The organism is Opacimonas viscosa (assembly GCF_024199005.1).
Classification (GTDB): Bacteria; Pseudomonadota; Gammaproteobacteria; order Enterobacterales; family Alteromonadaceae; genus Opacimonas; species Opacimonas viscosa.
In genome coordinates this window covers 1-325 of record NZ_JANATA010000068.1, presented here as the reverse complement: position 1 = coordinate 325, position 325 = coordinate 1, and the positions used below count along the sequence as shown (strand labels likewise).

Below are 325 nucleotides of genomic sequence, written 5' to 3'. Positions count from 1 at the left end.
CCGCAAGGTGTACAGATAAATAATGGCGTATTGCACCTTGAACAAGAGTGGATTGATGGCGCAAAAGGATTGACTTTGCCTCATGCGCCCCTTCGTGTTACGGCTATGGCGTCAAGCTAGTTATTACGTAAGTAACTGATACCTAATCTGTTCGGCTAAACGCGCGATGGTCTCTTCTCCCTTCGCGCACAGCTCTTCAGCTCTGTGAAACTCCATAATACCCACGTCTGTCAACTGAGGTTCAATTAAGATATCCGGCGGATCGCCAGCCAGACGAGAGCGTGTAACGCGCGCCTGCAGGATCCCTAATGAACTGCTCATCACG

Annotated in this window: 1 pseudogene; it reads right to left on the bottom strand. The window is 50.2% G+C overall.

The features are described 5' to 3' along the window. Positions 1-123 precede the first annotated feature (123 nt). Positions 124-325: pseudogene (locus NLF92_RS12730) on the bottom strand (patatin); the annotation flags it as partial.